Annotated in this window: 19 protein-coding genes; 5 read left to right on the forward strand and 14 right to left on the reverse strand. The window is 73.3% G+C overall.

Annotation, left to right across the window (positions count from 1 at the left end):
• Positions 1-20: 20 nt before the first annotated feature.
• The 6 genes from ACQPZA_RS35550 to ftsH form a co-directional block, all read right to left on the reverse strand.
• Positions 21-482 (reverse strand): DUF3180 domain-containing protein, encoded by a 462-nt coding sequence (locus ACQPZA_RS35550; RefSeq protein ID WP_433276783.1) that lies wholly within the window; start codon positions 480-482, stop codon positions 21-23.
• Positions 479-988, reverse strand: coding sequence for a 2-amino-4-hydroxy-6-hydroxymethyldihydropteridine diphosphokinase (gene folK, locus ACQPZA_RS35555; RefSeq protein ID WP_433276785.1), 510 nt, complete (start codon positions 986-988; stop codon positions 479-481). The genes ACQPZA_RS35550 and folK overlap by 4 nt, the downstream gene beginning before the upstream one ends.
• Positions 985-1374 (reverse strand): dihydroneopterin aldolase, encoded by a 390-nt coding sequence (gene folB, locus ACQPZA_RS35560; protein WP_433276787.1) that lies wholly within the window; start codon positions 1372-1374, stop codon positions 985-987. The genes folK and folB overlap by 4 nt, the downstream gene beginning before the upstream one ends.
• Entirely contained in the window at positions 1371-2201 is an 831-nt protein-coding gene (gene folP / locus ACQPZA_RS35565) for a dihydropteroate synthase (RefSeq protein ID WP_433283124.1), read from the reverse strand. The genes folB and folP overlap by 4 nt, the downstream gene beginning before the upstream one ends.
• 59 nt (positions 2202-2260) lie before the next feature.
• Positions 2261-2824 (reverse strand): GTP cyclohydrolase I FolE, encoded by a 564-nt coding sequence (gene folE / locus ACQPZA_RS35570; protein ID WP_211175307.1) that lies wholly within the window; start codon positions 2822-2824, stop codon positions 2261-2263.
• Positions 2825-2901: 77 nt separating this feature from the next.
• Positions 2902-5319 carry an ATP-dependent zinc metalloprotease FtsH gene (gene ftsH / locus ACQPZA_RS35575; RefSeq protein ID WP_433276789.1) on the reverse strand — a complete coding sequence of 806 codons (2418 nt, stop codon included), beginning with the start codon at positions 5317-5319 and terminating at the stop codon, positions 2902-2904.
• A 295-nt stretch (positions 5320-5614) separates the two neighbouring features.
• Here ftsH and ACQPZA_RS35580 point away from each other — a divergent pair, with 295 nt between their 5' ends.
• Positions 5615-6547: a serine protease gene (locus ACQPZA_RS35580; RefSeq protein ID WP_433276791.1), complete on the forward strand. Its 933-nt coding sequence runs from the start codon at positions 5615-5617 to the stop codon at positions 6545-6547.
• A gap of 63 nt (positions 6548-6610) precedes the next feature.
• On the opposite strand, the gene hpt is transcribed toward ACQPZA_RS35580, so the two are convergent.
• The 4 genes from hpt to dacB all read right to left on the reverse strand — a co-directional run bounded on the left by hpt (position 6611) and on the right by dacB (position 10914).
• On the reverse strand, positions 6611-7162 hold the full coding sequence (hpt, locus tag ACQPZA_RS35585; RefSeq protein ID WP_169400274.1) for a hypoxanthine phosphoribosyltransferase: 552 nt from the start codon (positions 7160-7162) through the stop codon (positions 6611-6613).
• Positions 7163-7192: 30 nt separating this feature from the next.
• The gene (gene tilS / locus ACQPZA_RS35590) at positions 7193-8185 is read right to left on the reverse strand and encodes a tRNA lysidine(34) synthetase TilS (RefSeq protein WP_433276794.1); all 993 of its coding nucleotides are present in this window, start codon (positions 8183-8185) and stop codon (positions 7193-7195) included.
• 214 nt (positions 8186-8399) lie between these two features.
• The gene (locus tag ACQPZA_RS35595; protein WP_433276796.1) at positions 8400-9482 is read right to left on the reverse strand and encodes a zinc-dependent metalloprotease; all 1083 of its coding nucleotides are present in this window, start codon (positions 9480-9482) and stop codon (positions 8400-8402) included.
• 88 nt (positions 9483-9570) lie between these two features.
• The gene (gene dacB / locus ACQPZA_RS35600) at positions 9571-10914 is read right to left on the reverse strand and encodes a D-alanyl-D-alanine carboxypeptidase/D-alanyl-D-alanine endopeptidase (protein WP_433276798.1); all 1344 of its coding nucleotides are present in this window, start codon (positions 10912-10914) and stop codon (positions 9571-9573) included.
• Between the two features lie 233 nt (positions 10915-11147).
• Here dacB and ACQPZA_RS35605 point away from each other — a divergent pair, with 233 nt between their 5' ends.
• Positions 11148-11666, forward strand: coding sequence for an inorganic diphosphatase (locus tag ACQPZA_RS35605; RefSeq protein ID WP_169400341.1), 519 nt, complete (start codon positions 11148-11150; stop codon positions 11664-11666).
• 690 nt (positions 11667-12356) lie between these two features.
• Here ACQPZA_RS35605 and ACQPZA_RS35610 read toward each other — a convergent pair.
• The 3 genes from ACQPZA_RS35610 to ACQPZA_RS35620 form a co-directional block, all read right to left on the reverse strand.
• Complete coding sequence (locus ACQPZA_RS35610; protein ID WP_312859589.1) at positions 12357-12863, reverse strand: MarR family winged helix-turn-helix transcriptional regulator; 507 nt, start codon at positions 12861-12863, stop codon at positions 12357-12359.
• A 116-nt stretch (positions 12864-12979) separates the two neighbouring features.
• Positions 12980-14194, reverse strand: coding sequence for an acetyl-CoA C-acetyltransferase (locus ACQPZA_RS35615; RefSeq protein WP_433276801.1), 1215 nt, complete (start codon positions 14192-14194; stop codon positions 12980-12982).
• Between the two features lie 38 nt (positions 14195-14232).
• Positions 14233-14685, reverse strand: a complete 453-nt coding sequence (locus ACQPZA_RS35620) for a MaoC family dehydratase (RefSeq protein ID WP_433276803.1) — start codon at positions 14683-14685, stop codon at positions 14233-14235.
• Between the two features lie 147 nt (positions 14686-14832).
• On the opposite strand from ACQPZA_RS35620, the gene ACQPZA_RS35625 reads away from it, so the two are divergent.
• A complete protein-coding gene (locus ACQPZA_RS35625) occupies positions 14833-15789 on the forward strand; it encodes an ATP-binding protein (RefSeq protein ID WP_433276805.1) in 957 nt (318 codons plus the stop codon).
• 52 nt (positions 15790-15841) lie between these two features.
• Positions 15842-16618, forward strand: a complete 777-nt coding sequence (locus ACQPZA_RS35630) for a transglutaminase family protein (protein ID WP_433276807.1) — start codon at positions 15842-15844, stop codon at positions 16616-16618.
• A gap of 84 nt (positions 16619-16702) precedes the next feature.
• Here ACQPZA_RS35630 and ACQPZA_RS35635 read toward each other — a convergent pair whose 3' ends face one another.
• Positions 16703-17602, reverse strand: a complete 900-nt coding sequence (locus ACQPZA_RS35635; protein WP_433283126.1) for an aldose 1-epimerase family protein — start codon at positions 17600-17602, stop codon at positions 16703-16705.
• A gap of 106 nt (positions 17603-17708) precedes the next feature.
• Between ACQPZA_RS35635 and surE the strand changes: the two genes are divergently transcribed.
• Positions 17709-18509 carry a 5'/3'-nucleotidase SurE gene (surE, locus tag ACQPZA_RS35640; protein ID WP_433276809.1) on the forward strand — a complete coding sequence of 267 codons (801 nt, stop codon included), beginning with the start codon at positions 17709-17711 and terminating at the stop codon, positions 18507-18509.
• The last annotated feature ends 8 nt before the right edge of the window (positions 18510-18517 follow it).

An 18517-nucleotide genomic window follows, 5' to 3' on the forward strand; every position in this document is an offset into this window, starting at 1 on the left:
CCCACTACGGGGCGTGCACGTCACTCACCCGGCTTCTCGCGCGGCTCGTCATCCGGGGTACGGCAGCACCATTCCAACCACAGAGCGCCACCGACGAGGACGAGAGCGCACGCCAGGCCGACGCCGGCCGCCAGTGAGTCGTCGGCCGCGGCCGTGACGTCGGCGGCCCGGGGCAGCACGTGGGCGAGCAGCCCGGCCCATACGCCCGCCATGACCGCGCCGGCCAGCGACGACGCCTTGGCGACGAGCACCGCCCTCGCCGCCACCAGCGGTTGTACCGGCTGCGTTCCCGGCCGGTGCCGGATGCGGGCGCGCAGCGCGCTCCCGGCCAGAGCCTCGGCCACCCCCAGCACGCCCAACGTCGCCCCGGCCGGGAGCGGGAGCGCCGGCAGCGAGTTGTAGGTGAGCCGCACGATCAGGTTCACGACCAGTCCCGTCACGAGCGCGACGGCGAGCAGGTGGCGCGGGCGCGTCAGCGTCATGGCACGAGCACCAGGTCGTCCCGTCGCCGCATCCCGGACTCGGCGTCCGGCCCCAGCGCCGCCAGCAGCGCGGCGACCGGGCCGTGGCCGGGTAGCTGCGCGTCCGCGTCCACGTCGAGCCAGGGCCGCAGCACGGTGGCGCGCTCGGGCGTGCCGGGGTGCGGCAGCAGGAGGTCCGGATGCGTGCTCCGCACCGGGCCGTCCGGGCCGTCCACCGTGACGACGTCGACGTCCAGCGTCCGGGGACCCCAGCGGACCTCGCGGATCCGGCCGGACGCCTCCTCCAGGCCCTGTCCGCGGCGCAGCCACCCCCAGGCGTCGGTCCGGGGGTCGTCGACGACGACCACGGCGTTGAGGAAGTCGTCCTGCTCCACACCGCCCCAGGGGGACGTCTCGTACACCGGCGACGCCGTGACCAGCACGCCGGCGAACCCCTCGACGGCCGCCCGCAGGTGGGCGAACCGGTCACCCAGGTTCGATCCCAACGACAGCACGGCGCGGGTCACGCTGGGATGATCCGGGGCTGCGGGTCGCGGCGCGAGCGGTGGACCACCACGGACACGTCGGCGAACTCCAGCGGGATAGGAGCCTGCGGCTTGTGCAGCACGACCTCGACGGACTGCACGCGGCCGTCGGTCATGACCTCGTCGGCGACGCGTCCCGCCACTGCCTCGATGAGGTTGTACGGCTCACCACCGACGATCGCGGCGACCCGCTGGGCGAGCACCCCGTAGTGCAGGGTGTCGGTGAGGTCGTCCGACGCCGCGGCCGCGGCCAGGTCCATCCAGACCGTGACGTCCACGACGAAGTCCTGCCCGTCGCGGCGCTCGTGGTCGAACACCCCGTGGTGCCCGCGGACCTTCAGCCCTCGCAGCTCGATCCGGTCGGTCATCGCCCGTCCTGGGAGGCGGTGCTGGCCCGGGACGTACCCAGCTGCCATGCCGCGGCCACCGCGACCGCGTCCAGTGTGCTGTGCACGTCGTGCACGCGCACGCCCCACGCACCGTTGTAGGCCGCCAGCGCACTCACCGCCGCCGTGGCACCGTCGCGGTAGTCGAACGGCCGCGGCGTGCCGTCGGCGTCGGCCAGCAACTGGCCGAGGAAGCGCTTGCGGGAGGCACCGACCAGCACCGGGAAGCCGAGCGCGGTCAGCACGTCGAGCCTGCGCAGCAGCGCCCAGTTGTGTGCCGCGGTCTTCGCGAAGCCCAGACCGGGGTCGAGCACCAGGCTCGACGGCTCGACGCCCGCCAGTACGGCTGCGTCCACCCTGGCCACGAGCTCGTCACGCACCTCACCGACCACGTCCTCGTAGGTGGCGAGCGAGTTCATCCGGTCGCTGTGCCCCCGCCAGTGCATCAGGATCCACGGCACGCGCGCCTGAGCGACGGTGGCGGCCATCGCGCGGTCGGCGAGGCCACCGGAGACGTCGTTGACGACGGAGGCACCCGCCTCGACGGCCGCCTCGGCCACCGCCGCCCTCGTGGTGTCGATGCTGACCCGCACACCCTCCGCCACCAGGTCCCGGATCACCGGGAGCACCCGGGCCTTCTCCACGTCGGCCTCGACACGGCCGGCGCCGGGGCGGGTGGACTCACCGCCCACGTCGACGAGGTCGGCCCCGGCCTCGTGCATCGCGACGCCGTGCGCCACCGCGTGCTCACGGTCCAGGTAGCGGCCCCCGTCCGAGAACGAGTCGGGCGTGACGTTGAGGACGCCCATCACCACGCACCGCCCGGGCCGGGGCAGTCCGGGTAGCTCCGGGCGGGTGCCCACGCGCCTCACCCGCTCCGGATCAGCGAGAGCGCCTCGGCCCGCGACGTCGGCGAGGACTGGAACATCCCGCGGACCGCTGACGTGACGGTGCGCGACCCCGGCTTGCGGATGCCCCGCATGCCCATGCAGAGGTGCTCGGCCTCGATCACGACGATCACACCGCGCGGGACGAGCTTGCGCACCATCGCGTCGGCGACCTGCCCGGTGAGCCGCTCCTGCACCTGCGGGCGCCGCGCGTAGAGATCGACCAGACGTGCCAGCTTGGACAGCCCGGTGACGCGCCCATCCACGTTCGGAATGTAACCGACGTGCGCCATGCCGTGGAAGGGCACCAGGTGGTGTTCGCACGTGCTGAACACCGGGATGTCCTTGACGAGGATGAGCTCCTGATGGTGCTCGTCGAACGTCTTCTCCAGCACGGTGTCCGGATCGACGTACAAGCCGGCGAAGATCTCCTCGTAGGCCCGGGCGACCCGGGCCGGGGTGTCGCGCAGACCGTCGCGCTCGGGATCCTCCCCGATCGCGATCAGCAACTCGCGCACGGCGGCCTCGGCGCGTTCCCGATCCATCCTGGGCTTACCGTCCGCGGCGCCCCGCTCGAACGCCTCGGCCGCGGAGGCTCCCGTGTCGCCCAGTGCTCCCGAGCTCAGCGCGACCCGTCCTCGTCCGGACCCTTACCGTTCTCCTGCGGCGGTGCGGGCGGCGGAACGGGCCCGTCGGCGTGACCGTTGCCCGCGGCGGGCGGGGCGGTCGGCGGCCACGGCGGCTGCTGCCACTGCCCAGCCGGCGGCCAGGGCTGGCCGTGCGGCGTGGTGGCGGGACGCCAGTCGGCCGGCGCACCGTAGTTAGGCTGTACCGAGTTGGGCTGGCCGGCGCCGGGCTGCTGCGCGGGGGGCCCGGGCTGCTGCATCGGAGGGGGACCCCAGTTCTGCTGGGGAGCCGTCGGCGGCCCGTACCCGCCAGGGGCAGTGGCCGGGAACGGAGGCTGACCGGGACCGGCGGGATACCCACCGTGCGGGCCGGGACCGGGCGTGGGCACCGGACCCCCGTTGGGCCCGGGGGTGGGCACCGCGTAACCGCCGCCCGGGTAGGACCCGACGGGGGCGGGCTCGCGCTGCGGCTCGGTGTTGGGCGGCCACGGCTCGCCACGCTCCCTGGCCCGCTCGGCCGGAGTCTGGATCGGCGGCTTGTCCGACGGGGTGCGCCCGCCGAAGTCGTTGAACGCGGTGATCCGCGGCCGCTTCTCCACCCGGTCGAAGATGCGCTCGAGGTCCCGGCGGGTGAGCGTCTCCTTCTCCAGGAGCTCGAACACCAGGTCGTCCAGCACGTCGCGGTAGGTGTTGAGGATCTCCCAGGCCTCCGTGTGCGCGGCCTCGATCAGCGCGCGCACCTCCTCGTCGATCTCGTGGGCGACCTCGAGGGAGTAGTCGGCCTGGTTGCCCATCGACCGGCCGAGGAACGGGTCGCCCTGGTCGCGGCCGTAGCGGACGGCGCCCAGCCGAGCGCTCATGCCGTACTCGGTGACCATCGCCTTGGCGATCTTCGTGGCCTGGTCGATGTCGGAGGAGGCACCGGTGGTGGGCTCGTGGAAGACGAGCTCCTCCGCCGACCGGCCGCCCATCGCGAACACCAGCCGCCCGATCATCTCCGAACGGGTCATCAGACCCTTGTCGTCCTCGGGGACGACGAGCGCGTGGCCACCGGTGCGCCCGCGGGGCAGGATCGTGAGCTTGTAGACCGGCTCCAGGTCCGGCATCGCCCAGGCCGCGAGCGCGTGGCCGCCCTCGTGGTAGGCGGTGATCTTCTTCTCCTGCTCGGAGATGATCTTGCCCTTGCGCCGCGGACCGCCGACGACGCGGTCGACGGACTCCTCCAGCGCCGCGCCGTTGATCAGCGTGCCGTTCTCCCGCGCCGTGAGCAGCGCGGCCTCGTTGACGACGTTGGCGAGGTCGGCGCCGGACATGCCGACCGTGCGCTTGGCCAGGCCCTCGAAGTCGACGTCGTTCGCGAACGGCTTGCCCTTGGAGTGGACGGCCAGGATCGCGCGCCGGCCCGCGAGGTCGGGGGCGCCGACCGGGATCTGGCGGTCGAAGCGGCCGGGGCGCAGCAGCGCGGGGTCGAGGATGTCGGGCCGGTTGGTGGCCGCGATCAGGATGATGCCGCCACGGGCGTCGAACCCGTCCATCTCGACGAGTAGCTGGTTGAGCGTCTGCTCGCGCTCGTCGTGGCCACCGCCGAGGCCCGCGCCGCGCTGGCGGCCGACCGCGTCGATCTCGTCGACGAAGATGATGCAGGGCGAGTTCTGCTTGGCCTGCTCGAACAGGTCGCGCACCCGGGACGCACCGACACCGACGAACATCTCGACGAAGTCGGAGCCGGAGATCGTGTAGAACGGCACGCCCGCCTCGCCCGCCACGGCGCGCGCGAGCAGCGTCTTGCCGGTGCCGGGAGGGCCGTACAGCAGCACGCCCTTCGGGATCTTCGCGCCGAGCGCCTGGTAACGGCCGGGGTTCTGCAGGAAATCCTTGATCTCGTGGAGCTCTTCGACCGCCTCGTCGGCGCCCGCGACATCACCGAAGGTGGTCTTCGGCATGTCCTTGTTGAGCTGCTTGGCCTTCGACTTGCCGAAGGACATCACGCGGTTCCCGCCGCCCTGCGCGTTGTTCATCATCCAGAACAGGATGAGCAGCACGAGGCCGAGCGGGATCAGGTAGATGAGGATCGTGGTCAGGAACGACTCCTGGCGCACGACCGTGTTGAACGACGGCTTGTTGCCCGCCGTCTCCAACGCCTGCACGATGGGGCCACTGGTCTGTGCCGGGTACTGGGTGATGACCTGGGTGGCGCCGTTGACCGGCTGGTTCAGGGTGAGGCGCAGCTGCTGCTCGTTGTCCTCGATCAGCGCGTCCTTGACGTTGCCGCTGCTGATCTGGGCGAGCGCGACCGACGTGGGCACCTGGGTGTAGCCGCGCGTGTCGTCGAAGAGCACGCTGAAGGTGAAGTAGACCAGGATCGCGGCGAGGATCCAGATCAGCGGGTTGCGGAGCAGGCGCTTGCGGTCCATGCAGCTTCGGCCGTGCGGCCTTCACCCTCCCTGGCGAGATTCCCCGACGGAGACCCGGCGCAGCACACTGACCGGCCCTGAGTCCGCCAGGATAGCGGTCTTGAAGCCGGGCCGCGTCGTCGACGTCGACCGACGCACCCCTCATGGGTACGTGCTGGTACAACGGCCGGAAGGGGACCGGTGTTCCCACCCCGCCTTTCCCGGCAAAGCCGGGGTATCCCGCACAGACCGCTGTCGTTGAGTTGACGGCGGTAGTGATCGACATCGGCCGGCGGCCGGTGATGGGGGAGTGCACATGAGGTTCCGGTTCCGTGGTGTCGCGCTGGGCATCGCCGTCGGCGTGGTTGCGCTCGGCGCGTTCGCCGCCCCGGCAGCGACGGCAGCACCGGCACAACCATCGGTACCTGCGGAAACCACCGCGGACCAAGCCGAATGGGCACCGGCCGACACGGCCGCGATCCACCCCGGCGTGGTCACCGAGACCACCGGCGGCGGGGCCTGCACCAGCAACTTCGTCTTCACCTCCGGCGACCGGACCTTCCTCGGCCAGGCCGCCCACTGCGCCGGCACCGGCGAGGCCACCGAGACCAACGGGTGCGACTCCGGCACCGGACCCGTCGGCACCCTCGTCACCATCAAGGCGGCCGACGGCACCGACCGCACCGGCACACTCGCCTACAGCTCCTGGGTCACCATGCAGGGCAACGGCGAGTCCGACCCCGACACCTGCGCCTACAACGACTTCGCGCTGGTCGAGATCGCGCCGGAGGACGTCGCCGACGTCAACCCGAGCATCCCGTTCTTCGGCGGCCCCGTCGGCATCGACACCGACGGCCTGGTCGCGGGCGAGCCCGTCTACAGCTACGGGAACTCGCCGCTGCGCGCCGGCGTCAAGGCGCTCAGCCCGAAGGCAGGCGCCAGCGCGGCCGAGGCGGGCGGCGGTCGCAGCCACGAGGTCTACACGATCACCCCCGGCGTCCCCGGTGACTCGGGCAGCGCGTTCGTCGACGGGAAGGGCGACGCCGTCGGCCTGCTCTCCACGCTCAACCTCGCCCCGCTGCCCGTGAGCAACGGTGTGAGCGACCTCGCCCACGACCTGCAGTACGCCAACGCCAACGGCGGCCTCGGCGACATCCAGCTCGTGCCGGGCACGCAGCCGTTCACCCCGGCGCCCCCCGGCGTTTCGGCCACCACGCTCGCCGGGCCGGCCGGACCGCCCGTGGGCTGAGCGGCCACGGTCCGCCGCGATCGGCGCCTCCCCTGCCCGGCAGGGAAGGCGCCGTTCGCGCGTTCAGGCGTAGACGGCCGGGTCCAGCGTCCCGATGAACGGCAGGTCGCGGTAGCGCTCGGCGTAGTCGAGGCCGTAACCGACCACGAACTCGTTGGGGATGTCGAAGCCCACGTACTTCACGGGGACGTCGACCTTCACCGCATCCGGCTTGCGCAGCAGCGTGACCACCTGGAGCGACGCGGGCTGGCGCGACTCCAGGTTCTTCAGCAGCCAGGACAGGGTCAGCCCCGAGTCGATGATGTCCTCGACGATCAGCACGTGGCGGCCCGCGATGTCGCGGTCGAGGTCCTTGAGGATGCGCACCACCCCGGACGACGACGTGGCGGAGCCGTAGGAGCTGACCGCCATGAACTCGAGCTGCACCGGCAGCGGCAACGCCCTCGCGAGGTCGGTCATGAACATCACCGCGCCCTTGAGGACCCCGACGAGCAGGAGGTCCGACTCGGCCTGCTCGGACGCGTAGTCCGCACCGATCTGTGCGGCCAGCTCAGCGATCTTGTCACGGATCGCCTGCTCGGTGACCAGCGTCGAGGCGATGTCGCCGTCGTACACGCGGACGTCCTCCTGCGGTATCGGGGAAGATCAGCCCGATGGCCAGCGGACCGGGCGCAGCAGCAGCCTGCCACGCTCCCGCACCAGCTCCAACCCACCGGGAAGGGCCACTCCCCCACGATCCGGACCATGAGCTGCAAGAACGTCAGCGGCGCGCAGATGCACCTCAGTGAGTGTGGTCACGGCCGAGGCCGCCAACCAGGCCCTCAGCACCCTCCGGCGCACCGCAGGCGGCGTGGTCGCGAGCGGTTCGAGGCGCAGCGCGTCGCCGTCACGGGCCTCCGCGACCAGGGCTGTGGCCAGCGCGTCCAGTGCGTCGTCGTCCTCCCGCAGCTGCGCGGCGGTACGCGCCAGCGCCGCCGCCACTCCCCCGGCGAGCACGTCCTCCAGCAGCGGCATCACCTCGTGCCGCAACCGCACGCGGGTGAACCTCGGGTCGACGTTGTGCGGGTCGTCCCAGACCGGGAGGTCCAGGGCAGCGCACGCCGCCACGGTGACCGCGCGCCGCACCCCCAGCAGCGGGCGTGACCAGGGCGGATCCCAGGCGCGCATGCCCGCGATCGACCGCGCTCCCGAACCCCGTCCGAGCCCGAGCAGCACCGTCTCGGCCTGGTCGTCGAGCGTGTGGCCGAGCAGCACCGGCGCAGCCGGGTGGGGGCGCGCGGCGCGCAGGGCGGCGTAGCGGGCCCGCCGGGCCGCGGCCTCCGTGCCGCCGGGGCCGCCGACCTCCACGCGGTGGACCGACGCCACGGCGCCCATGCCCGTGAGCAGCTCGGCAGTGGCGGCGGCCTGCCGGGCCGAGCCGTCCTGCAGACCGTGGTCGACCACGGCGGCATGCACCTCGCCCGCACCTCGGACGGTCAGGGCCGCGGCGGCGAGGGCGAGCGAGTCGGCCCCACCGGAGCAGGCCACGAGCAGCGGGGCGTCCCGGTACGGGGAGGGCAGCGCCGCGAGCGCGGTGCGGACGGCACGCCGGACCTCCGCGACCGCGGGGTCGACGCGTCGCTGCGCCTGGTCGCCCACCGGTCCTCCCCGCCTAGCCACGACCGCCCCGCGAACCCGCGGGGACCTGGGATGCGAGTGTGCCGGACGGGCTCCGGGACCCAGGCGGCGCGCAGGCACGCATCCGGGCGACTCGCGCACGCAGATCGGGCGACTCGCGGGGAGGGTTCGGGCGACTCGCGCACGCAGATCGGGCGACTCGCGCACGCGAACCGGGCGACTCGCGGGGGGCGGGTCAGGGGTGGACTCGGCGCAGCCAGGCTCCGGGGTCGGCGAGCTCCGCGCGGGTGGGGAGGGTCTCGGGGCTCTCCCAGACGCGGTTGAAGCCGGCCATGCCGGCGGCGAGCACCACGTGGCGGGTGAAGGCGGAGCCGACGGCGTACTGCCGCACCTTGGCCTCCACCCCGAGCAGCGCGCGCAGCACCCGGTCGACGACGCCGCTGCCACGGCGGCGCGCGGTGAACCGGGAGCGGATGATGGCCACGCTCGGGACCACCTCGGGCCCCGCGGCGTCCATCACGTGGTCGGCGTGACCCTCCAGCAGCGTGGTGAGGGCGAGCAGCCGGTCGAGCACCGCCCGCTGCTCCGGGCCCTGCAGGAGCTCCACGATCGCCAGCGAGTCGCCGCCGGACGAGCGCACCGCGCGCACCACCTCGGGCAGCCGCTCCAGCACCGCGCCCCGCTCCATGCCCTGCGTGACGGTCAGGAAGCGGCCGACCTCGGTGGCGAAGTAGGTGCGCAGCCACGGAACGGCGGTGAACTGGAGCCGGTGCGTGGCCTCGTGCAGGCACACCCACAGCCCGAAGTCGGCGGCCGGCACATCGAGAGCCCGCTGCGCGGCGTGCACGTTGGGCGCCACCAGCAACAGCCGTCCGTCGCCCGCCGGGCCGCCGAACGGATCGTACTGACCCAGCACGCGGGCCCCGAGGTACGCGACGACGCCACCGACCTGCAGACCGGCCGTGCGGGCGGTGACGATGCGGGCCGCGCGGGACACCGCGGGCAGCTCGGCGTCGGCGGTGAGCGCCGCCATGCCGTGCACGGCGGCCGCGGCCCACGCCGGCCGGTCGACGACGTCGGCGGGCAGCAGCGGCAGCCCGTGACCGAGGCCGGTGACCTCACGGACGTGTCCCTCGGCCACGGCGGCGTCCGACCGCAGCCGCGCGACGAGCTCGCCCGCCTCCTGGCGGGTGGCCTCCGGGCCGGGCTGCATGAGACGGCTCGCGGTGCGCCGGGCCAGCTCCCAGTCGACCGGGAGGCCGCGCTCGGTCGGGCCGGGCTGCTGGGCGGACTGGGGGACGTCGGTCGCGTGCGGCACCCGACCCACGCTACGCAACGGGCGACGGGTGCGCCCCCGCTCTGCGAAACCCCTTTCCCGGCACGCGCGAAAGATCAGCGGCGGGGTGTCAGCGGCAGCCGCAGCCGCTCAGCAACGCCGCCATCGCGTCCAGCTTCGGCCGGATGGACGACGGGTTCACGCCGTTGGACATCAGCGCGAAGACCAGCAGCCTCCCGTCGGCATCGGTCACGATCCCGGCCAGGCTGCTCACGCCGGTCAGCGTGCCGGTCTTGGCCCGCACCACCCCGCGGCCGGGCCCCGACGGCCCGGAACGGAACCGGTCCTCGAGCGTGCCGTCCCCAGCGGCCACGGGCAGGCCGCTGAGGACGGGGCGCAGGAACTCGGTGCCGTCGGGACCCTCGACTGGCGCAGCGGCCGCACCGAGCAACGACCCGAGCAGCCGCGCCGGGACCCTGTCCTCGGTGGACAGGCCACTACCGTCGTGAAGCACGGCGCCGGTCGGGTCGAAACCGGCCTGGCGGAGCGCGGCGAGGGTCTGCTGTGCGGCGCCGTCGAAGGTCGGCTCGCCGCCACGGGCGATCGCGACCTCCCGGGCGAGGACCTCGGCGAGCACGTTGTCCGAGGCACGCAGAAGCTGCTCCACCAGGTCCGTGATCGGGAGCGAGTGCACCGACGCGAGGGACTTCGCGCCCGGCTGGGCGGTGCCCTCGGAGACGTTCTTCGGGTCGGCTCCCAGGTCCTGCGCCAGCGCACGGCCCGCAGCCAGCGCGGGGTCGTCGACGCGGGGGCCGTCCTGTTCCGTCGGGTCGATCCGGCCGCCGTCCACCATCACCGGCTCGATCGGGGTGATGAAGCCCGCGGCGACGTCGGCAGGGTCCCAGCCCTCGGCCATCGACGGCCCCTTGTAGCGGCTGGTGTCGACGAGCACGCGCGTGATCGGGCCGGGTACCGCCTTCCGCACGGCGGCCGCGAGGTCGGACATCCGGGGCGCGCCCGGGTACACGCTGTTCCGACCGGGCGGCAGGGTCGTGAGAGTGGGATCGCCGCCGCCGACGAGCACCACCGTGCCGGGCTGTGAGCCCTGGACCACGCGCGTGACGAGCGTGTCGGTGGGGTTGAGCGTGAGCAGCGCGGCGGAGACGGTGAGCAGCTTGCCCGTGGAGCCGGGGACCAGCGCCTTCTCCGGTGTGTGCTGCCAGAGGGTGTTCCCGGTGGACGGGTCGACGACGACGCCGGTGAACGTCCCCGGCATCGCGTCGGCGGCCCCGTCCAGGGTCTGGGACAGCCCGGCCGTGGTGGGCCGGGGCGCGTTCGCCGGGAGCGGCCCGAGCACGGCGGGCGGTGCAGGCGGCGCCTCCGCGGCCTCGGCCTGCGTCAGCCCGAGCCGTTGCACCAGGGTGGGGCCGCTGAGTGCCACCGCACCGCCGGACGCCCCGGCGACGGCCAGCACAACGAGAACGATCAGCCCACGTCGCGCTCCGCGACCCGGCAGACGCAGCGTGTCACCGATTCGGCGCCCGATACCCACGTCGCCCCCTCCCGCATAGCGCGCGACAACAGCACTGGTCGGCCGGTCACAACCCGGCAGACGCGGTCCCCCACACTAGAGGCAGGCGCCGGAGCCGGTCGCCCGACCGGCATCGGCTCTGTAGATGCCCGCTTCTGAGCAGCAGGAGAGCGCCAGTGGACTTCGACGTCACGATCGAGATCCCCAAGGGGGGTCGTAACAAGTACGAGGTGGACCACAAGACGGGGAGGATCCGGCTGGACCGGACGCTCTTCACCGCCACCCAGTACCCGGCCGACTACGGGTTCATCGAGGACAGCCTCGGTGAGGACGGTGACCCGCTCGATGCCCTCGTGCTCGTGCAGGAGCCCACGTTCCCCGGCTGTCTGATCCGGGCCCGCGCCATCGGCATGTTCCGCATGAAGGACGAGAAGGGCGGGGACGACAAGGTCCTGTGCGTCCCGAGCGACGATCCGCGCCAGGAGCACCTGCGCGACATTCATCACCTGCCCGAGTTCGACCGGGCCGAGATCCAGCACTTCTTCGAGATCTACAAGACGCTGGAGCCGGGCAAGAGCGTCGAGGGCGCCACCTGGGTGGGTCGGGCCGACGCCGAGCGCGAGATCAAGGTCTCGTGGCAGCGGGCGAGGGACGCCGAGGCGGCGGAGGCCGAAGAGGCCGAGTCCGAGCACTGAGCACCGAGCAGGCGGCCTGCGGGGAGGCCGCTCCGTTCGGTCAGTGACCCGGCAGATCCTGGTCGGCGCGGAGCCCGAGGATCTCCCGGACCTGCGCCGGGTGCAGTCCCCGGGCCACGAGTTCGCCGGCCACGGCGTCCAGCTCGCCGGCCCGATGCTCCGGCTCCCGGCGGCCGAGCGCACCGCGTCGCGGGCGGCCTCGGCTGCGCGCACCTCGGGGAGGGCCTGCCTGGGGTCGGGCAGCAGTGTGGTGAGCAACCGGTCCCTGGCAGCGTTCGCGCCGTCAGGGACCTGGGTCGGGACGGGCACGGCCTCGGCCGGGACGGTGATGGGCGCCGCCGAGGGCGCCAGCGTCGCCAGCGGGCCGAGCTCCTCGTCACGTCGGGCATCGACGCCCGACTGCGTGCGCAGCGGCAGCTCCTTCATCATGACCACGGCGAAGAGCCCGATGACGAGCCCCGCCGTGGCCGCCAGGAACACGGTGCTCATGGAGCTCGCGAACCCGTCGAGGATCGGCCTGCTCAGCACCGGGTCGGCGGCGGACAGGAACGACGCCGATCATCAGCCCGGCGAAGATCGTCAGGATCTGCCGGTGGCTGAGCACGCTCCCGTGCCCGCTGGCGGCCCCGCGGCGAGGATGTCCGGCCGGTCACCGGCGGGGCCGGCTCGGGGCACGGACATGGGGCTCCCTCAGTGCCGCGCTGCCGCCACGTCGATCGGAGCGGCCGCCGGCTCGGCGGGACGTGACGTCTCGCTCTCGAAGTCGGTGGTGAAGCGGGCCAGCAGGTCGGCCAGCGCCGCGCGGTCCTCGCCGGACCAGCTCTCGAGCATCTGTGCGATCTTCTCGTTGCGGATGCGCCGGTTCTCCTCGAACACCCGCCTGCCCTCCGCGGTGGCGGCGAGCAGCGTGGCGCGCCCGTCGACCGGGTCGGCCGTGCGCTCGACGAGACCGAGCCGCACCAGGTGACCGATCTGGCGGCTGATCGTGGACGGGTCGGAGTACACGGCCTCGGCCAGCGACCCGGCCCGGCGCGGCCCGTCCTTCACGAGGTGGACGAGCAGGTGGTAGGTGGCCCGCTCCACGGCGTCCGGGTGCTCGGCCTGGTACTGCACCTGCTTGCGCTCGATCAGACGAACCAGCCGGATGAGCTGGCTGCCGACCTCGTCGGCAATGGCGAGCTCGTCCTGGGACGGCACGGTGGTAGCCCCCTGCGGGATTGTCGGCTTGCGTGTGTCACGCAAAAAGTTGACTCATACAAGGATGTACCTGTCCGTGTCGTCTCGGCAACCCGGCCGGGTGTGATGTGTGCGGGTCAGGAGACCCGTTCGAACACCGCCGCCAGACCCTGGCCCCCGCCGATGCACATCGTCTCCAGGCCGTAGCGGACCGAGCGGCGGTCCATCTCCCTCGTCAGGGTGGCCAGGATGCGCCCCCCGGTGGCGCCGACGGGGTGGCCGAGCGAGATGCCCGAGCCGTTGACGTTGAGCCGGTCGAAGTCCTCCGGCGCGAACTTCCATTCGCGGGTGACGGCGAGCACCTGGGCCGCGAACGCCTCGTTCAGCTCGATCAGGTCCATGTCGGCGAGCGTGAGCTCGGCCGCGTCCATCGCCTTCGCGACGGCCGGCACGGGGCCGATGCCCATCGTGGCGGGCGGGACCCCGCCCACGCCCCACGAGACCAGCCGGACCAGCGGCCGCAGACCCAGCTCCGCGGCCTTCTCCGGGGAGGTGACCACACAGATGGACGCGCCGTCGTTCTGCCCGCTGGCGTTGCCCGCGGTGACCGTGGCCTCCGGGTCGTCCCGGCCGAGTACAGGACGCAGCCCGGCCAGCTTCTCCACCGACGAGTCGGCCCGGATGTGCTCGTCGGCGTCGACCACCGTGTCGCCCTTCCGGCCCTTCACCGTGACCGGCACGATCTCGTCGGCGAACCGGCCCTCGTCGCGGGCGGCGGCGGCGCGCTGGTGGGAGCGGACGGCGAACTCGTCCTGCTCCTCGCGCGGGATCGAGTACTCCCTGCGCAGGTTCTCCGCGGTCTCGAGCATCCCGCCGGGCACCGGGAAGTTGATCCCGCCCGCCGTGACGCGGCCCCGCGCCAGTGCGTCGTGCAACATCACGCCGGGCCCGCCCTTGGCGCCCCAGCGCATCGCCGTGGAGTAGAACGGCGCGCCCGACATCGACTCGGCCCCGCCCGCGAGCACCACCTCGGAGGCGCCCGCCTGCACCTGCATCGCGGCGTACAGGACGGCCTGCAGGCCGGAACCGCACCGCCGGTCGATCTGCAGGCCGTTGACGGTGACGGGCAGGCCGGCGTCCAGTGCGGCGACCCGGCCGATCGCGGGGGCGTCCATCGTCGGGTAGCAGTGCCCCAGCAGCACGTCGTCCACCGCGTCCGGGGGCAGGCCGGTGCGGTCCATGAGACCCCGGATCACGACTGCCGCGAGCTCGTGGGCCGGCACGTCCCGCAACGAGCCGCCGAAGCCGCCCACCGGGGTCCGCAGTGGCTCGCAGATGACCGCGTCACGCATCAGGTTCGTCTCCCTCGTCGTCCCTGCAGTTCCCGGCCCTACACGTGCTGGCGGGTCAGCCACTCCGCCACGAGCGCCGGCCGGTCGGATCCGTCGATCTCCACCGTGACCTTGTTGGTGATCTGCACCCCACCGGCCACGTCGGCGACATCGACCAGTTCGATGCTGCCCCTGACCTTGCTCCCGACGGGTACGGGCGAGGTGAACCTCACGCGGTTCAGGCCGTAGTTGATGCCCATCTTCACGTTCTCGATCCGGTAGATCTGCGAGATCAGCGCGGGCAGGAGCGAGAGCGTCAGGAACCCGTGAGCGATCGTGGTGCCGAACGGGCCGGCCTTCGCCCTCTCCTCGTCGACGTGGATCCACTGGTGGTCGCCCGTGGCGTCGGCGAACGTGTCGATCCGCGCCTGGTCGATCGTCACCCAGTCACTCACCCCGACCGGGCCGCCCACCGCCGCCCGCAGCTCGTCGACACCGCTGAAGACTCGCATCGGCACTCCTGATCTTCGATCCGCTGATCCACCGTTGCACAGGCGGATCTCCACCGCCGATTAACCCTGCCATACGGCTCCCGGTGGTTCGCCCTGCTCCGAGCGGGTATGCGCAGTTGAAAAGCAGTCGAGCAGGGGACGGGCCACATGGATACCGCAGCGGAGACGGCGCCGCCGCCGCGACGCGATGGTGCGTGGCACGAGGCCGTGCCGTACTCCTCGGCCGGCCAGCTCGTCGAACGGCTGGCTCCGCAGGTCGCGGCCGCGGTGTCAGCCGGCGATCCGGTCCTCGCGGTGCTCGACGAGGCCACCGGCGTGCGGCTGCGCGACGTGCTCGGCACCGACTCGTCGGGCGTCGACTTCCAGGACCCGCTCGAGGTGCACCGGATGCCGGCCTTCACCGTCGCCCTGCAGTGGGCCAGGACGAGCAGGCTGATCACTGCTCCCGGCGGGCGGGCGCTCGTCGTGGGCCAGCAGCTGGACGCGATCGACCGCGGGCCCCACCACTGGGCACGGCTCGACATCGGCGTGAACGTCGCCACCGCCGGGCTGCCCGTCACGGTGCTGTGCCCCTTCGAGGACGACATCGCCCACCTGGACACGGTGCAGGCGACCCATCCGCTGCTGGGCACGGCCACGGGTTCCGAGCCCAGCCGTTTCTACCGGGAGCCGGAGGAGTCGGTGCTGGACTATCCGCCGCCTCCGCCACCCGACCTGGGCACGCCGGCCGCGGAGCTCATCTTCGTGCCGGACGACCTGGTCGACCTGCGTCACCTCGTCGTCCGGGTCGCCGGTTCGGCAGGCCTCGACCCCGACCGCGTGGCGGACCTGGTGCTGGCGGTCAACGAGCTGGCGTCCAACAGCGTGGAGCACGGTCCGGGGTGGGGCAGGCTGCGCCTGTGGACCGGCGCCGAGTCCGGCGCCGACGTCGTGGCCGAGGTGGCCGATACCAGCCGGATGACCGTGCCGTTCCCCGGCATGAGGATGCCGCCACCGGCAGGCGCCCGCGGCCGGGGCCTCTGGCTCGCCGCGGAGCTGTCCGACGCGCTCGAGGTGTGGAGCGAGCCGAGCAACACCGTCATCCGGGTGCAGATGAGCATCTGATGTGCCTGATCCGCCGTCGACGGGCCGGGTGGGCGGGGGCCACGATGACCGGATGGACGCCGTGGCGCACTTCGCCGAGCTGGTCGGACGGCCCGACCCGCCGCTGGACCGCGCCGCGCTCGCCCTCGCCGCGGGCGCCGACGCCACCCTCGGCCCGGAACCGTGGCTGGCCGAGCTGGACCGGCTCGCCTCGGGCGTCACGTCACTCGACGGGCTGCTGCAGCGGCTGTTCGCGGAGGAGGACTTCCGGGGCAACGTCGACGACTACCACGACCCGCGCAACTCCCTGCTCCCGCACGTGCTGAGGCGCAGGCTCGGCATCCCGATCACCCTGGCCGTCGTGACGATCGAGGTGGGCAGGCGGGCCGGGATCGCGCTGGAGGGGGTCGGGATGCCCGGGCACTTCCTGGTCCGGCCGGTCGGGACGCAGACGCTCATCGACGTCTTCCACGGGGGCGCCGTGCTCGACGCCGCCGCGTGCGAGGCGCTGTTCCGGACCGCCACCGGCGCCGGCCCCGACGTGCCCTTCGGCCCGCACCTGCTGGCCGCGGCCCCGACGCGGTCCATCCTGCTGCGGATGCTCGAGAACCTGCGGTTGATCTACCGGGCCCGCCAGCGTGCGGCCGACCTCGAGTGGGTCGTGCGGATGCGCCTCGCGCTGCCCGGCGCCGGACTCCCCGACCTGCTCGAGCTGGCCGGCACGCTCGGCGACCAGGCCCGCTGGATCGACGGGGCCCGCCTGCTGGAGGAGCAGGTCCCCGGCGCGCCGCCGGAGCGGGCCGAGATCCTGCGGACCGCGGCCCGGACCCTGCGCGCCCACCTCAACTGACCCCCGCACCCCACCCGCGAGTCGCCCGTTCCCGGCCCGCGAGTCGCCCGTTCCCGGCCCGCGAGTCGCCCGTTCCCGCGGCGATCACCCGAGCGGTCGGAGGCCCCAGCTTCCGGTCCACGTCTCCCCCGGCTCGACGACGAGGAGCCCGGTGCCGGTGTTGAGCGCGTCCGGGGGGCAGGTCATGGGCTCGACGGCGACGGCCCGTCCGCGCCCGGGGTGGTCGTCGGGGGTGAAGACCTGCACCCAGCCGAAGTCGGGGTCGGCCCACAGCTCGACACCGGCTCCCGGCCCGGTCAGCCGGTGCCGGATGACGGGGTCGCCGTCGGCCGGGGCGCAGTCGCCCCAGGCGTGGTCGAGGGTCACGCCGCGCAGCGGGCGCCCGCCACGGAAGTCGAGGTCGCCGTCGGCCGGGGTGGCCGGGCCGGTGGGCAGGCCGCCGGACAGCGGCAGCGTGGATGCGGCGGCCAGGGTGAGCACGCAGTCGTCCGTGGCCTCGTCCCCCGCCCTCAGGTACGGGTGCGCCCCCACCCCGAACGGCACTGCATCGGTGCCCACGTTGCGCACGCTGTGGGTGACGGTGAGCCCCTCGTCCCCGACGGCGAACCGCACGCTGGTGTCGAGCGGTACCGGCCAGCCCGGCTGCGGGGGGACCACCGCGTGCAGCGTGATCGACTCCGCGGTGCGCTCACCGGGCAGGTAGAGGCTGTGGCGGAGCAGCCCGTGGATGGCGTTTCCCGCGGCGGGCTCGCTCAGCACGAGCTGCTGCGGCCGGCCGTTCCACGTCCAGCGGCCCCGCGCGGTGCGGTTCGGCCACGGGACGAGGACGGTGCCCGAACCCCGTGGGGGACGCGCGGTCTCGTCGAACGTCTCGATGTACGGGAGGCCGCCGGCCTCGAAGGACCGGAGACCGGCGCCGACCTCCGTGACGACGGCGCGGACGTCGCCTGCGGCGATCTCGAACTGCTCGCCCGTCGGGGGCATGGGGATGCGCGTGACCACTTCGGGAGCCTACGTGCGCGGCGCACGGGACCGGTGAGGGTCATCGGCGCGTCGCCCGACGGCCACCTACCTCGCATACGGTGGCTGGGTGGCTTCTTCCCGACGTCTCCGCGCATTGATCACCAACGACGACGGAATCGACTCACCAGGGCTGTGGGCCCTCGCCGCCGGAGCGCGTGACGCCGGCTTCGACGTGGTGGTCGCCGCTCCCCACGTGGACGCCAGCGGCGTCGGAGCATCGGTCCTGTCGGTCCGGGAGGGCAACCGCACCCGCCTGCACCGCCGGGAGCTCGACGGCCTGCCCGGGATTCCCGCCTACGCCGTGGAGGGGCACCCGGCATTCATCGTGCACTCCGCCGGGCGCGGCTGGCTCGACCCCGAGCCGGACGTGGTGCTGTCCGGGATCAACCGCGGGGCGAACCTCGGCCACGCGGTGCTGCACTCCGGCACGGTCGGGGCGGTGCTCGCCGGGTCGCTGCACGGCTGGCGCGGGCTGGCCGTGTCGCTCGACGTCCCGGAACAGGACACGGAACGCCCCCGCTGGGAGACGGTGCTGGCGGTCCTGCCCGAGGTGCTGGACGTGCTGCTCGCCGCCCCCGACGGCACCGCACTGTCGCTCAACGTGCCCAACCTGCCCGCTGCCGAGATCGGCGAGCTGCGCGAGGCCCGGCTGTCGGCGTTCGGAGCCGTGCAGGTGCGCGTGGACCTGCGCACCGGGGAGCACGGGGAGGCACTCCACAGCGCGGTCCAGGAGATGGCGTCGGCCCCGGAGCCCGGCACCGACCTCGGGCTGCTCACCGCCGGGCATCCGACGCTCACCGAGCTGCAGTCGGTGTCGGAGCGGTCCGGTGTGCTGGACCGGGCGGCACCGAGCAGGCGCGCGGGCTAGGGCCCCCG

This window comes from Pseudonocardia xinjiangensis (genome assembly GCF_050948425.1).
Taxonomy (GTDB): domain Bacteria; phylum Actinomycetota; class Actinomycetes; order Mycobacteriales; family Pseudonocardiaceae; genus Pseudonocardia; species Pseudonocardia xinjiangensis.

What these genes read in the sequence shown, in the direction of transcription:
- ACQPZA_RS35550 (WP_433276783.1), bottom strand. Translation starts at nt 482, where the DNA reads ATGACGCTGACGCGCCCGCGCCACCTGCTCGCCGTCGCGCTCGTGACG.
- folB (WP_433276787.1), bottom strand. Translation starts at nt 1,374, where the DNA reads ATGACCGACCGGATCGAGCTGCGAGGGCTGAAGGTCCGCGGGCACCAC.
- folP (WP_433283124.1), bottom strand. Translation starts at nt 2,201, where the DNA reads ATGGGCGTCCTCAACGTCACGCCCGACTCGTTCTCGGACGGGGGCCGC.
- folE (WP_211175307.1), bottom strand. Translation starts at nt 2,824, where the DNA reads ATGGATCGGGAACGCGCCGAGGCCGCCGTGCGCGAGTTGCTGATCGCG.
- ftsH (WP_433276789.1), bottom strand. Translation starts at nt 5,319, where the DNA reads ATGGACCGCAAGCGCCTGCTCCGCAACCCGCTGATCTGGATCCTCGCC.
- ACQPZA_RS35580 (WP_433276791.1), top strand. Translation starts at nt 5,615, where the DNA reads ATGAGGTTCCGGTTCCGTGGTGTCGCGCTGGGCATCGCCGTCGGCGTG.
- ACQPZA_RS35615 (WP_433276801.1), bottom strand. Translation starts at nt 14,194, where the DNA reads ATGCGTGACGCGGTCATCTGCGAGCCACTGCGGACCCCGGTGGGCGGC.
- ACQPZA_RS35620 (WP_433276803.1), bottom strand. Translation starts at nt 14,685, where the DNA reads ATGCGAGTCTTCAGCGGTGTCGACGAGCTGCGGGCGGCGGTGGGCGGC.
- ACQPZA_RS35625 (WP_433276805.1), top strand. Translation starts at nt 14,833, where the DNA reads ATGGATACCGCAGCGGAGACGGCGCCGCCGCCGCGACGCGATGGTGCG.
- ACQPZA_RS35630 (WP_433276807.1), top strand. Translation starts at nt 15,842, where the DNA reads ATGGACGCCGTGGCGCACTTCGCCGAGCTGGTCGGACGGCCCGACCCG.
- ACQPZA_RS35635 (WP_433283126.1), bottom strand. Translation starts at nt 17,602, where the DNA reads ATGCCCCCGACGGGCGAGCAGTTCGAGATCGCCGCAGGCGACGTCCGC.